This window comes from Tolypothrix bouteillei VB521301 (genome assembly GCF_000760695.4).
Taxonomy (GTDB): Bacteria; Cyanobacteriota; Cyanobacteriia; order Cyanobacteriales; family Nostocaceae; genus Scytonema; species Scytonema bouteillei_A.
Map to the genome: position 1 here is coordinate 3,564,874 of NZ_JHEG04000001.1, position 12,361 is coordinate 3,577,234.

Here is a 12,361-nt window from a genome sequence, read left to right on the forward strand (position 1 = left end):
TTTAGTTAGTTTATTAGGAGAGAGTGAAGACCGTCAAGGAGAAATTTATGATGGTGAAAGGAAACCGAGTGTGAGCAGTCATGGTTCAGTTGCGAAAAATAAAGAATCGCCCCGTGCGGGATGCAGAAGTGACTCAACAGCAAATTCTTGATGCTGCGGAACTGGAATTTGCAAGGCATGGGTTGTATGGAGCGCGTTTAAGTGCAATTGCTAAGGCTGCGGGTGTGACTAATGCTATGATTCACTACTATTTTGAGAGTAAAGAAGGTTTGTATAAAGCAGTGTTACAGCGCCCTGCGGCTGAACTGGCAACAGAATTTGCTTTACTGAATCTAGATGAACTTTCACCAACAGAAGCCTTGGGAAAAATGATAAGAGTTGCGATCGCTTATGAAGCAAAGCATCCCCATCGGCAAATGCTGTGGTTTCAGGAAGCCAGTCAAAACCGTGGAGAATATATTAAACTCAGTCAACAGAATATGGCTGAAGTTCATTCTTATCTATTCCAAGTTTTAGACAGAGGTATGAGAGATGGAAGTTTTCGGGAATTAGACCCCGAGCTAACCGGGCTTCACATCATTTCGATTTGTATTTTCTATTTCATAGCTCATGAAAATTGGAAGCATCTGACACCAGAAGTCGATCGCCTCAGCCCGGAGATGGTAGAAAAGCATACCGAAGCAGCGATCGAACTGGTTTTAGCTGGGGTGAAGAAAATACCGTAACAAAATGCCTAAAAAAAACCCCCGACTTCATTCGAGGGTTCTGCAAGGAACAATTGGAAAACTGTATTGTTTGTGGAGCGATCCAATGGTTGATTTTTACTCAAGCAATAACCGCTCCTTCATAAGTATGAGCAATTTTACTTAATACGTTGAAAATAAAGCATAGGGCATAAGAAAAGAATTATGTTGATTCCTGTTTTTGCCGCTATTGTGTGCGCTTCGGCTGTACTCTGTTAAACAGAGGCCGATCGCTATCTTGAAAATATCAGTCAGGAGAAAACCATAGTTCGTTGCTTGTTAGCTCTTGCCCCTTGCTTAGTTTCCCTTCTTACGGGTAATGTCCTAACAGCAGCAGCCTCAGAGGCTTCACAGGTTAAGATGCATTTGTGACCGCTCACCACAGGCATCTCTTGCCAACAACTACGGCAAAACCAGTAAATTTCATGATTGCGAATATGCCGTAAAAGTTGGTGAGAACAGCAGGGACAGTAGTTCATAGTTTATTAAGGTTCTAATGTTAAAGGTTTTTGTTTTCAATTTTGAATTGCTTATTAGCACATCTGTAAAAGATGGCGAACCAACTATTCAAGTTCTAAACATAAATTGCAAATGTGAGGAACTTGTGAGGAAATGCTAACATTGAGGAAAAACTGTATGGGATCAAGGGAAAAATATGAGTTTTTACCTATTTTTACTTTTCTCAAACTTTATTAATGTGAATTCGACAGACATCAAATTCTCTCCCTCTCTTTTTTAAAAGAAGAGGGAGAAGCCACTTTATAATTCAGGTTTGAAGCGCCTATCCTTGTAGGAGAGGGTTTGGGGTGAGGTCTGCTGTAACTCTCTGTGTCAGTTAAGAGTTGATAAGCAATACTCTGCGTTCAAGAAATAAAGAATACAGCTTTGAGTTTATTCAGAAATCTTCTCTGAGGCAGATTTCACTTTAGTGACTACTTCTTTGGGTAGAGGAATGTATCCCAGTTCGATACTATATTTCTGACCTTTAGTTAACGCCCAGTCCACGAAATTCTTTATGACTTGAGCTTTTCGAGGATCTTGATATTTTTGATAACTGAGAAGCCAGGTGTAAGTCACAATTGGATAAGACTGAGGGTCTGCGGGATCGGTGATGAAAGCAATTAAATTCTGAGAGGGTAATTCTATTTTTTCTAAAGTTTTAGCAGCTGAGTCTATGGTTGGCATGATATAACGACCTGCTTTATTTTCTAAAGCAGCCATAGATAAATTATTTTGCACGGCATAGGAATATTCGACATACCCAATTGTTCCTGCAAACTGTTGGATGTGAGCAGTGACACCTTCATTACCTTTAGCACCAATACCAATTGGCCAAGCTATGGCTTTACCAGCCCCTACTTTGTTTTTCCATTCCTGGCTGATAGCGTTTAGATGTTGTGTAAACACACTTGTAGTTCCGCTACCATCAGAGCGATGTACGACTAATATTGGTAAATCGGGTAGCTGAACTTCCGGATTAGCTTTAGCAATTCTAGGGTCATTCCAAGTTTTGATTTTCCCTAAAAAGATATCTGTGTAAACTGCACGTGGTAGTTTTAGACTTGTTGCGACTTTAGGTAAGTTGTAAGCTATAACTATAGCACCCGCAGTCATGGGTAGAGCGATCGCACCCCGTTTAACTTTAGCGGCTTGTTCTTCAGTAATGGCTACATCACTGGCTGCAAAGTCTACAGTTCCTTGGATGAATTGTGAGATTCCAGTACCACTCCCGTTGGATTGATAGTTGATTTTCACATTGGGGTGTTGCTGGTTGTACATGGCAAACCAACCCTGGTACAAAGGCGCGGGAAAGGTTGCACCCGCACCCGTTAGGAACACATTGGTACTGTTTTTACTATTGCTAGTACAGGAAGCAAGACTGAAGGAGACTGCAATTAAGGAGAGAAGACAGGACTGTCTGAGTGATTGACGTTGAGTAGACATAGCAATCTTAAGTGCCAATGTGTCGTTATTACTGCATAATTCACTGCTTATTGATAATAGTCCCTCTATTGAGGAAATTAGATTGAGATAAGGGAAGTTGTTCTGGATGGAGGAGTCTGAGTATTCTGAATAAAAGATGATTAACAGTACCAAGTAACAACCTCTTCCGTTTGCTGCTAACCCTGTATTAGCTGCTTATTATTGGGTTGCTATAAGACAAAGTAGCAGTTAAGCTAGAGCCAATGTTCCCTGGGAAGCAATTCCAAGTTTTTAACAGATTACTGACGATCGGCGATCGGCGGCTGATGAGTGATGACCGGTTAATTGTCTTTAACTTTGTGAATTAAGTGCTTTCTTGCAAGTCCTAATGAAAAAGCTCTCAGAAAAAATTGTCTTAGGTGGTTTTAGCGTAGCACTACTGATACTTTGTAGTGTTGGTCTACCTTCTTACAAGAAGTTTCAACAGTTGCAACAAGATAAGCAATGGCTCATTCATACTTATCAAGTTTTAGCAATTATTGATGAGGTAGATGATAGCTTAATTAATGCAGAAAGCGGACGAAGAGGTTACATCATTACTGGAAATTCACTTTATTTAGAAACTTATGTGGAAAATAAGCCGAAAATTGAGCGAACACTTAAAGATTTACAAAAATTAACTAAAGATAACGTAACTCAACAAAACCGACTTAATAAGTTACAACCTCTGATAGCCAAAAGATTTGCATCCCTCGATCGCTCCATCAACTTGTACCAAAAAAATAGTTCAGATATTGCCTCTCAAATTGCCATTACAAATGAAGACCGAGCAATCCGAGCCAAAATTTTGGCGATTCGCCAAGAACTGGAAGCTGAAGAAAAACGTTTATTGAAACAGCGCTTAATAGTCAGCAATTCTAGTGTAAATCAAGTTTTTATCTTGGGAAGCGTCGGTTACACTCTGAGTTTTCTGATTTTAATCATTGTGTACTGGCTGCTACACAAGCAAATTCAACTTAACAAAGCTTTATCACAAGAAGCTTTGTATTTAGAACAGCAAGCGACTAAGGCACAACTAGCAAATGTTTTAGAACAGAGTGAAAGACGATATAGATCGCTAGTCTTAGCAACAGCCCAAGCTGTGTGGACAACAGATGCTCAAGGACTGGTAGTGAAGAACATTTCATCGTGGACAAATTTGACTGGGCAAAAAGACGAAGAGGTTCAGGGATGGGGATGGTTAGATGCAATACATCCCGAGGATCGAAGCCAGACAGCAGAGTCATGGAAGACATCTGTCACAAGCAACACTATTTATGAAATTGAACATCGCGTCAAGGTTCGAGATGGAACTTATCGATATTTCTTAGCACGTGGAATTCCTGTATTGGATGCTGAAGGGTTGACTGTGGAATGGGTTGGCGTTCATACAGATATTACAGAACGCAAACTTGCTCAAGAGCAACTGCAAAAGGCAAATGAAGAACTGGAAATGAAGGTTCAACAGAGGACTGTGGAACTGCAAAAACTTAATGAAGAACTCCACAGTTCTAACGAGCAACTCGTACAGTTTGCTTATGTTGCTTCTCACGATTTACAAGAACCTCTGCGAGCAGTGGCAGGTTATAGTGAAATGTTAAGACAGGAGTATCAAGACTGTTTGGACGATTCTGCCAAAGAATATCTGGTAGAAATTGTGGACGGGGGAAAGCGAATGCAGCAGTTGATACAAGACTTGCTAGCTTACTCTCGTGTGGGGACTCGTACTCAAGAGTTAATGCCTGTAGATTGCAATATAGTCCTTAAGGAAGTACTGAAGAATTTGCAAGTCGCTATTGCAGAAAAGGATGCGATGGTAATTTACGATTCCCTGCCAACTGTTATGGCAGATAAAACGCAGTTGTTACAATTATTTCAGAATCTAATTGGTAACGCTATCAAATTTTGCCGTCAGAAACAACCCCAAGTTCATATTAGTGCTGTCAAACAAGAAAACGATTGGCTGTTTTCGGTAAGAGACAATGGCATTGGTATTAAACCGCAATATTTAGAGCGGATTTTTGAGATTTTCCGTCGCTTGCATACCAGACGGGAATTTACAGGGACGGGTATTGGTTTAGCTATTTGTAAAAAAATTGTTGAGCGTCACGGAGGTCAAATTTGGGCTGAGTCTGAACCGGGTGTTGGCACAACGTTTTATTTTAATCTAGAGGCAGTGTCAGCGAATCAGGTACCTACAGCAGGAAAGCAGCCGACAGGAATGGATTCACCCGCGATTGGTGATTAATACCATTTCTTCTGAGAGTATCCTTGAAGCTTTCATCACCGTCATCAAGTCAAGAAGATGAGAGCCTCCACTCGTCGTAGAACTAGTTTGAGTCAGTTCTACGTGATAGTTTGCTGGGTTTTGCTTGTTTGGCGATCGCGTAATTAAATGCGAGTATTTTGATTCTAAATCTTTGACTTTAGCAGTTGCTCCCCAACGCATATAGGCGTAGCAGGCATCTGTCATATAAGCTCTGGTAACTCTTTAACTCGTAGGGTTTAACAATCCCGGAAATTTGCAGAGGCTCAATGATTTGATATTCGTGGCGCAGTCGTGCAATTTCTTCCAAAGCAGGATGTTCATCAAGGAGAGTTTTGACAATGACAGAGGTGTTATCAGTTTCCCGTCTTCCGCGATAAATAACGGTTTTACTGCCATAGTGAAGAATTTCTTGGAGTTGATAACCAGATAAAGTAGCTGTCATTTTTTTCTTGCAATATAGGCATTCTTAATATGCCCATGTCACTTGGGCTTTATAACTTTAAAAACAAAAATATATATTTTTTATGAATTTTTATGAATAGAGGTACTGAGAACACAGGCACTTTTGCTGGACTTGCCAGAATAATTAATCTAACTGCTTCAACATTTTTTCCACCAATTCCACAGCTAAAGTTTTATATCCTACTTTATCGAACAAAATTACCATTTTATCGCCTTCATAACGCATAACGCGTCCTTTACCAAAGTTAGTATGGATAACTATACTGTTAAGTGAAAAAGGTTGATTTTGCCGATCGTCTTCAACAACTATCCCAGCTTGACAATTATCGCAAAATCGGCAAGGTTCCTGTTGTAGTTCGCCAAAGTAATTTAACAAAAATCTGCGTCGGCAATCTTGTAATTCTGCGTAATTTCGCATCATTTCTATACGAGATTTTGAAAATTTTTGCTGTTTTTCTTGTGTCAGTACTGCTGCTTGTGCGACTTGCTCTTCATTAACTTCTCCCTCGCTTGTCGTGACTTCACCCGTAGGCAGGATTTCTACGGCTTCTGCTTCTTCCAAATAATTGAGAACTTTTTTGACTTTAGTTGCAGAAAGTTCTGTTTGTTGTTGTAAATCTTTTGGTTCTACTGGCTTGTCAGCTTTTTTCACTGCTTCTGTAATCTGCAAAACCTCATCAACGTTTACCTTACCTCCACTGGCAAAAAAGCGCCGGATATTAAGGTCATCAGGATTGTAGAACAGAATTGCTTTTGCTTGGCGATCGTCCCTTCCAGCACGTCCAATTTCTTGGTAATAGGAATCAATAGAATCACTGATATCGTAGTGGAAGACAAATCGGACATTGGGTTTATCCACGCCCATACCAAAAGCAGTGGTGGCGACAATGACTTCTACCTCATCTGTCATGAAAGCAGTTTGCACTTGCTCTCGTTCTGCTGCTTTCATACCTGCATGATAGTGAACGGCTTGGATTCTTTTTTGACGCAATTTTTCAGCGATTTCTTCACTGTGCTTGCGAGTAGCTGTATAAACTATACCAGGCTTTTCAGCCATACTCACTTGATGAATCAAGGCGTTTTGTTTTTCGGTTGCGTCATGGAATGTCTGGACACCCAGCCAAATATTTGGACGGTTAAAACCGCGCACGAAGATACGGGGTTTTCGCATCCCCAGTTTTTCAATAATCTCATCTCGTACCAGGGGTGAAGCAGTGGCGGTGAGTGCTAGTGTAGTGGGATGATCGAGGCTTTCAATGACTGCTCCTAACTGTAGGTATTCAGGACGAAAATCATGTCCCCACTCGCTGATACAATGAGCTTCATCAACTACAAATAAGGAGGGTTTCGCTTTCCTCACTCGTGCAAGTACCTCTTCATTGTTAAATTGCTCTGGTGCGAGAAACAGAAATTCTAGCTTTTTGCCTTCAAACTCTGCAAACGCTTCTTCTCTTTCTGAGGCGCTGATAGTAGAATTAACAATAGCTGCTTCGGCTATATTTTGTTTTTCGATTGCTTCTGTTTGATCCTGTTGAAGAGCAATTAAAGGAGAGATGACTATTGTTGTACCGGGAATTAGTAAAGCCGCAATTTGGTAAATGGCAGATTTACCGGAACCAGTAGGCATGACTGCTAAAGTATCGTGTTTTTCTACAACAGCTGCTATGACTTCTTGCTGACCGGGACGCAAGCTCTCGTACCCAAAACTTTGGCGTGCGAGTTGTTGAATTTGTTTGTACTTAGAGTCTTGCTTAACCATGTCATTGCCTGCTGATTCTCCCCATGAATCTATGTTGAATGTATGCTTCAACAATGACGTCTTTCTTTGGTCTTAGACTCAAAAATAGGTGTCGTTCAATCTGTGAATAATTCACAACGAACAGTGATTTATTGAAGATTGCACAGACGATCGGATTTGCGATCGCTTGCGGGATATGCTGAAAGACGATCTCAAAAATTGGGGTGTTCTCAATACTGTCATTGTTCAGTATGGGTTTAACGGTTGATATATATGCTACCGTCAAAATGAAACCGAGAGTTGCTCTTTTGCCGTAGATAGCGATCGCGCTATAAACTCCCAATTTTGTCAATATATTGGCATTCCGAGCCTAAATCTGCTACAATCGCCATTACGGCTAAAAATCAAAGATATATCTCCTGAAAAAATAACGGTGAAAAACCTAATTGGGAGAGTTATCTGCAAGAATAGCTAAAGCTAGAAGTAGCTAATTTCGTGGGGAATTACGAGCGTTCCTCTCAGATGTCATATCTGAGAAACTAATTTTAAACAATCCAAAGGGAATGGCTTTTGCCTTCCTGAAAATATGAGCGATTTGGACTTATATAGTTTACGAATCGCTTCATGCTTGTGGGCTTCTTCATCAAACACAAGCGTTTCTAAAAATCTAGGAGAGCACCAATGTTCGCAGACAACAGGACAAATACAAATCGCTTAGACACCAGCAATACTAGCTTTGTTAACAGTATTGAACCTAGTGTAATGGGCTCCAACAAGGATTTCACCCTCCTTAAGACAGATAGTCTATTTACTGAGACGTCTAGTAGTAGTTCTGCTAGCATACCAGACTTGATAATAGAAAACGCCACCAACAATGAAAGGGCGATCGCAGGTACTAAAATCACCTTCTCCTTTACGGAAAAAAATATTGGAAGTGGAGATGCAGGTCGCCACTATGTAGGTTTCTATCTATCCAAAGATGATAAGTGGAGTAGTGATGATACTCTGTTAGACACTAACTCGTTTTACCCCGTGGAAAGTCTGGGTGCAGGTTCGTCTATCTCTCAAACCAAAGAATTCACCCTAGATAAAAATATCAGCACGGGCGATTATTACGTGCTGTATGTCGCCGATGACTGGTCCGATCTCAACGAAAGCAATGAAACTAATAACGTCTTTGCCAAAAAAATTAGCATTAAAGCGCCTTCACCAGACTTGATAATACAAAATGGTGAAGCGCCCGACACTGCAAAAGCAGGTCAAAAGATTAAGCTCTCATATAGGGAGGAAAATATAGGTCTTGGAGATGCCGGTGAGCACAGAGTTAGTTTCTTTCTATCCAAAGATGATAAGTGGGATAGTAACGACATTCGGTTGGGAGAGAACTCAGTTAAACGTTTACGTGCTGGTAAGTATGTCAACCGGACTAAGTCCTTCACCTTAGATAGCAATCTCGCCTGTGGCGATTATTACGTGCTGTATGTGAGCGATGACAATTATAGTGTCAACGAAAGCAATGAAACTAATAATGTCTTTGCTAAAAAGATTACCATTAAAGATGCAAAAGGAAACGCAGCAACTTACGAACTCAACGATACAGAACCCCCCATCGAGCCTACTCCTACTCCCTCCCAGCCTATAGATGAGAATAATGAAGACTCATTAGAAATAGAGAAATTGAGTTTCACGACTGCTTCACCAGACTTGATAGTAGAAGTAGAAAATGACAAATCACCTGAAAGAGCGAAAGCAGGTAGTGAGATTAAACTTTCCTACGAAGAGAAAAATGTTGGTAGTGGAGAGGCTGGTGAACATAGGGTCGGTTTTTATCTATCCAAAGACGGTACCTGGGATAGTAATGACATCTTGTTAGGTGAGGACTCGGTCAAGCATATAGGTGCTGGTAAGTATATCTCCCATACCAAAACCTTCAGCTTAGATAGCAATCTCGCCTCTGGCGATTATTACCTGCTATATGTGGGCGATGACAAGTCTAATATTAACGAAACCGATGAAACTAATAACGTCGTTGCCAAAAAGATTACCATTAAAGGAAAAAGCTAAGATGCTAAGTCAAAGCTTCAACGATGTAGAACCACACATCAATTTAACTCACTCCCTATAGATGGGAATCATGAGGACTCAATGGAGGGATAGAAATTTAGTGTTGCTGATTAAAAGTTTGAAACTCTTACCTAAGAGGATGTTTGAAAAGTCTTTTTATCAGTAGCAAAACATTCAAGATATCCCCAAATCCCCCGTTGAAGAAGGCAGACGGTAGAGGGCAGTTATGTTCCGTAAGATCGGGGATTGTGACCGAATGGCACTAAGATAAGACATAAAGCTTGTCCTGACTGGTTCCCAGTCAGGACAAGACTTAATAATATAAGTATTTATTTAAATTTTTGATACTTGTTTAGCATTGGGTTTATATGTGTAAGACGCTTGTGTTTTGCCAACCAAATTTTACAAGCTTCTGTAACTAGTTGTTTTTCTTCTTCAGTTAAAAGCTCATCGGGATCTTTTGAAGCTATAATTCTGGCAGCTATTGCCGCCTTTTCATAATCTACTCCATATCTGAAAAGTTGTGAGTAGTATATGGCTTCTTCTTGTTCAAGCGTCATGTGAAATCTGTCATGCATTAGGTAGGCCGTTTAATATAATTAAGTTCATAACACTAGGATGTATAAAGTTTGAGGATAATTGCAACTACCTAAAGATAGAAAGATATTTCATCCTTAAGATAAGTATTTTTTAAAAGAAATGCTTTTGATAGTATTAACAGATTTTTATATAATATTAATACGTAAAAATATCAACGCTCCTGCTATTCTACAGATGCGCTACATTTGTATCGTGTTTCGCGCACGGAAGAGCCAGTGCTTTGCTCTGGTTACCAAAGCTCAAGCATCTGGCGTCAAAGGCGTAAAGAAACACGCAAATTTTTTAATGACTCATTAAACAGACTTAACACCACACATCATTCTTAGAGTTTTGAGGTCGTTAATGATGTGGTTTTCATAAATTTTCTCCAAAGTCGTCTCCACATGGTATCTCGCCATCCAGACCAATCGGTCATATCAAGATAATGGAAGAACAAATGTTTTTTAGGGTGCTGACATTCTGCTTTTAATCCTGCATACCAGGGTTTTGGAGAATTGGTAAAGTGAATAACGCAAGGATGGTGGATCAGTTCGTCATACACATCCTCTGGAAAAGAACTGTCTTGCCAAGATGAATATTCATGTACTTTGGGCATTTGATTCCATTTGGGGTGAAGTTCTCCCCATTTACCTGCAAGAACTGCATTTAGACCATCTTGGTCATTGCGTACATACTCTGTATTTTGTCTTATATATTCGATTACCTTGTTTCCAATACCTTCCGCTCGCCATTTGTCAAGGTTGATGACTAAAAGCCCTGAATTAAAATATTTATCCTCCGGACAGATACCCACCTCACGATAGTTTCTCAAACCATCAGACATACCTATGTATAGTTCAACATCATCTTGAACTGCTAATACATAGTTATCTTTCATGTCAATAGCCCATAATTCTGCCAAGTTTCCGGTCACTATCATGTCAGTATCTAAATAAATAGCTTTATGAAACTCTTTTGGCAAAAATTCGGTAATGAGCAGCCGATAATAGCAAGTTAGTGTTAAATGTCTGGTCAATACCAATTTATCAAAGAGCTTGTTGTCTGGCTCTATCCATGAAATACTGACCCGTTCTTCGTCTAAGGACTTGCGAATTCTAGCTCTATTAGCTTTAGTAATACCTCCATCTAGGATATACAAAGCTATTTTCTGTTGGTTTTTCAGATTTGTCAGCGCTGAACGAACGGTGACCGCAAGGGGCATTGCATAGTTATTATCAGCAGCGCAAACAAGAACAATTGGCTGAACATTGGAGTTAAGGAACACGAGTCTTACTTAAATAACTCATCATTAACATGATTTACTATATTAGACTGATAATCGTATCTATCAATAGTAGTAAAGTAGTTATATTTTTTTTAATTAAACTTAGTAACATATAGAATAATAAGGCATGAAAGATAACTAAATTTTATCAATAGCTCTCACTATAAATTTATCTTTCAGGTACGTCAAAGCTGAACTCCTTTACGTTAAAGTTTTGGAAATCAAAGACCTATAACGAGAAGAAAAACCTACTAAAACAATCAATTTCTGTCAAAATCTCCAGTTTTTGCGCGATCGCTAGCCTACTTAGAATTATATTATTTATGCAATCAGTCAGTCGGTGCAAATCATCTTTACTAGTTTGTAGTTGAAGCTCATGCGTTCGCTGCTAAGTCTGCTATAGCCCCAATCCTGAATCCGCATCGACCCGAGTTTTCCAGAAGGTACCCCAAAGCCATTATTTCAGGACTAGTCAACCCGAAGCTTGAGAAATTGTCTGTAGTCCTAGCTGCGCTAATGCAGCACTTTTCTATAGTAAACATAAGAAAAAAGTAAATTCTACTAACAATAAAATTTTGATTTAATTTAATAATTATATTGTTTGATAAAAGCAGATGGTTCTTTTGAATCAATAAAAATTAAAATGTATAATAATATCCAGTTAGTTGCTGCTGTCCACTACCGCAACCATTGTTTTTACATTTATCACTATCCTGAACTTGTAGCTTTTAACTGGCTTGTAATTGTAAACAGTATCCCAGGCAGTTCATTAAAGGTAGGGGTACATTGGGTTTCATCTCGTAAAGAGGCAGAACTGTGGGGTAACCGTTGTATAGACGCAATTTATACCGGGAAATATGCTCAATTTCTGGAACAATCCAAAAAAGCTGGGGAAATACCAGAAGTATGATGGGAGTGTTGAGCTCCCTATAAATCTTACAAAATAAGTCAATGGGCGAGCACAAACCAAACTATATAACGAAGCGTAAATCTTCTTTATTTGGTTTGTATTAGCGCTGTTTGTGTCCACAGCGCGTAAGGGCGGCAAACGCATACAGTATTACTATACAATAATAATTATTTCCACTAACTTGTTTATCTGTAAAGTCAATCTTCAATAACTTTTATTATAAAAAATCACAAGAAATGCTACGCTATCTCTAGCCTAGCTAAGTCAGTTAGAGAGAAAAACTAAATTATGTAAAAAAAGATAAAATTCCTGTGTTGGGCTCTTATGAGCGCTGTCTGGCTGACAGCAA

General features: G+C 39.5%; 12 protein-coding genes. 4 read left to right on the forward strand and 8 right to left on the reverse strand.

Going from position 1 to position 12,361, the window contains the following annotated elements:
- Positions 1 to 80: 80 nt before the first annotated feature.
- Entirely contained in the window at positions 81 to 725 is a 645-nt protein-coding gene (locus tag HC643_RS14100; RefSeq protein ID WP_038085288.1) for a TetR/AcrR family transcriptional regulator, read from the forward strand.
- Positions 726 to 994: 269 nt separating this feature from the next.
- Here HC643_RS14100 and HC643_RS14105 read toward each other — a convergent pair whose 3' ends face one another.
- Positions 995 to 1,222: a hypothetical protein gene (locus HC643_RS14105; RefSeq protein WP_072040747.1), complete on the reverse strand. Its 228-nt coding sequence runs from the start codon at positions 1,220 to 1,222 to the stop codon at positions 995 to 997.
- A gap of 412 nt (positions 1,223 to 1,634) precedes the next feature.
- Positions 1,635 to 2,687, reverse strand: coding sequence for a phosphate ABC transporter substrate-binding protein PstS (gene pstS, locus HC643_RS14110; RefSeq protein ID WP_038085292.1), 1,053 nt, complete (start codon positions 2,685 to 2,687; stop codon positions 1,635 to 1,637).
- Between the two features lie 367 nt (positions 2,688 to 3,054).
- Here pstS and HC643_RS14115 point away from each other — a divergent pair, with 367 nt between their 5' ends.
- The gene (locus HC643_RS14115; protein ID WP_063779495.1) at positions 3,055 to 4,953 is read left to right on the forward strand and encodes a sensor histidine kinase; all 1,899 of its coding nucleotides are present in this window, start codon (positions 3,055 to 3,057) and stop codon (positions 4,951 to 4,953) included.
- On the opposite strand, the gene HC643_RS14120 is transcribed toward HC643_RS14115, so the two are convergent.
- The 4 genes from HC643_RS14120 to HC643_RS14135 all read right to left on the reverse strand — a co-directional run bounded on the left by HC643_RS14120 (position 4,933) and on the right by HC643_RS14135 (position 7,526).
- Positions 4,933 to 5,178 carry a hypothetical protein gene (locus tag HC643_RS14120; RefSeq protein ID WP_137986285.1) on the reverse strand — a complete coding sequence of 82 codons (246 nt, stop codon included), beginning with the start codon at positions 5,176 to 5,178 and terminating at the stop codon, positions 4,933 to 4,935. The genes HC643_RS14115 and HC643_RS14120 overlap by 21 nt on opposite strands.
- Positions 5,132 to 5,416, reverse strand: a complete 285-nt coding sequence (locus HC643_RS14125) for a hypothetical protein (protein ID WP_038085293.1) — start codon at positions 5,414 to 5,416, stop codon at positions 5,132 to 5,134. The genes HC643_RS14120 and HC643_RS14125 overlap by 47 nt, the downstream gene beginning before the upstream one ends.
- Positions 5,417 to 5,560: 144 nt before the next feature.
- Positions 5,561 to 7,195, reverse strand: a complete 1,635-nt coding sequence (locus tag HC643_RS14130; protein ID WP_072040748.1) for a RecQ family ATP-dependent DNA helicase — start codon at positions 7,193 to 7,195, stop codon at positions 5,561 to 5,563.
- A gap of 1 nt (position 7,196) precedes the next feature.
- Positions 7,197 to 7,526: a hypothetical protein gene (locus tag HC643_RS14135; RefSeq protein WP_038085295.1), complete on the reverse strand. Its 330-nt coding sequence runs from the start codon at positions 7,524 to 7,526 to the stop codon at positions 7,197 to 7,199.
- 329 nt (positions 7,527 to 7,855) lie between these two features.
- Between HC643_RS14135 and HC643_RS14140 the strand changes: the two genes are divergently transcribed.
- Positions 7,856 to 9,238: a CARDB domain-containing protein gene (locus HC643_RS14140; protein ID WP_038085298.1), complete on the forward strand. Its 1,383-nt coding sequence runs from the start codon at positions 7,856 to 7,858 to the stop codon at positions 9,236 to 9,238.
- A 329-nt stretch (positions 9,239 to 9,567) separates the two neighbouring features.
- Here HC643_RS14140 and HC643_RS14145 read toward each other — a convergent pair whose 3' ends face one another.
- A complete protein-coding gene (locus HC643_RS14145; RefSeq protein ID WP_038085328.1) occupies positions 9,568 to 9,798 on the reverse strand; it encodes a hypothetical protein in 231 nt (76 codons plus the stop codon).
- A 362-nt stretch (positions 9,799 to 10,160) separates the two neighbouring features.
- Positions 10,161 to 11,102, reverse strand: a complete 942-nt coding sequence (locus HC643_RS14150) for a glycosyltransferase family 8 protein (RefSeq protein ID WP_050045777.1) — start codon at positions 11,100 to 11,102, stop codon at positions 10,161 to 10,163.
- Between the two features lie 643 nt (positions 11,103 to 11,745).
- On the opposite strand from HC643_RS14150, the gene HC643_RS14155 reads away from it, so the two are divergent.
- Complete coding sequence (locus tag HC643_RS14155) at positions 11,746 to 12,012, forward strand: hypothetical protein (protein ID WP_050045778.1); 267 nt, start codon at positions 11,746 to 11,748, stop codon at positions 12,010 to 12,012.
- Positions 12,013 to 12,361 lie beyond the last annotated feature (349 nt).

Excerpts from the sequence above, each read along its gene's own strand:
- HC643_RS14155 (WP_050045778.1), top strand. The coding sequence starts at position 11,746 with ATGTATAATAATATCCAGTTAGTTGCTGCTGTCCACTACCGCAACCAT.
- pstS (WP_038085292.1), bottom strand. The coding sequence starts at position 2,687 with ATGTCTACTCAACGTCAATCACTCAGACAGTCCTGTCTTCTCTCCTTA.
- HC643_RS14145 (WP_038085328.1), bottom strand. The coding sequence starts at position 9,798 with ATGACGCTTGAACAAGAAGAAGCCATATACTACTCACAACTTTTCAGA.
- HC643_RS14140 (WP_038085298.1), top strand. The coding sequence starts at position 7,856 with ATGTTCGCAGACAACAGGACAAATACAAATCGCTTAGACACCAGCAAT.
- HC643_RS14115 (WP_063779495.1), top strand. The coding sequence starts at position 3,055 with ATGAAAAAGCTCTCAGAAAAAATTGTCTTAGGTGGTTTTAGCGTAGCA.
- HC643_RS14130 (WP_072040748.1), bottom strand. The coding sequence starts at position 7,195 with ATGGTTAAGCAAGACTCTAAGTACAAACAAATTCAACAACTCGCACGC.
- HC643_RS14125 (WP_038085293.1), bottom strand. The coding sequence starts at position 5,416 with ATGACAGCTACTTTATCTGGTTATCAACTCCAAGAAATTCTTCACTAT.
- HC643_RS14100 (WP_038085288.1), top strand. The coding sequence starts at position 81 with ATGGTTCAGTTGCGAAAAATAAAGAATCGCCCCGTGCGGGATGCAGAA.
- HC643_RS14105 (WP_072040747.1), bottom strand. The coding sequence starts at position 1,222 with ATGAACTACTGTCCCTGCTGTTCTCACCAACTTTTACGGCATATTCGC.
- HC643_RS14120 (WP_137986285.1), bottom strand. The coding sequence starts at position 5,178 with ATGACAGATGCCTGCTACGCCTATATGCGTTGGGGAGCAACTGCTAAA.